The following is a 630-nucleotide window of genomic DNA, read 5'->3' as shown; positions in this document are numbered from 1 at the left end:
CATGTCAAATGTTCCACCCATGAGCTCCCAGCGAAGAACGAACGTCTTCGATCTGGGTTCTGGACTCCGAAGAGTCAGATGCTCCTTAGAAAGGAGGTGATCCAGCCGCACCTTCCGGTACGGCTACCTTGTTACGACTTAGTCCTAATTACCGATCCCACCTTCGACGGCTCCCTCCACAAGGGTTAGGCCACCGGCTTCAGGTGTTACCGACTTTCATGACTTGACGGGCGGTGTGTACAAGACCCGGGAACGTATTCACCGCAGCGTTGCTGATCTGCGATTACTAGCGACTCCGACTTCATGAGGTCGAGTTGCAGACCTCAATCCGAACTGGGACCGGCTTTTTGGGATTCGCTCCACCTCGCGGTATTGCAGCCCTTTGTACCGGCCATTGTAGCATGCGTGAAGCCCAAGACATAAGGGGCATGATGATTTGACGTCATCCCCACCTTCCTCCGAGTTGACCCCGGCAGTATCCCATGAGTTCCCACCANACGTGCTGGCAACATAGAACGAGGGTTGCGCTCGTTGCGGGACTTAACCCAACATCTCACGACACGAGCTGACGACAACCATGCACCACCTGTTTACGAGTGTCCAAAGAGTTGACCATTTCTGGCCCGTTCT

The 630-nt window shown here is 54.5% G+C and carries 1 rRNA gene; it reads right to left on the bottom strand.

What is annotated here, in order from left to right:
- Positions 1–89: 89 nt before the first annotated feature.
- A 16S ribosomal RNA gene (locus BCY91_RS08560) occupies positions 90–630 on the bottom strand; the annotation flags it as partial.

It is taken from the genome of Pelobium manganitolerans (genome assembly GCF_003609575.1).
Classification (GTDB): Bacteria; Bacteroidota; Bacteroidia; order Sphingobacteriales; family Sphingobacteriaceae; genus Pseudopedobacter; species Pseudopedobacter manganitolerans.
This window is presented reverse-complemented; position numbering and strand designations above follow the sequence as displayed.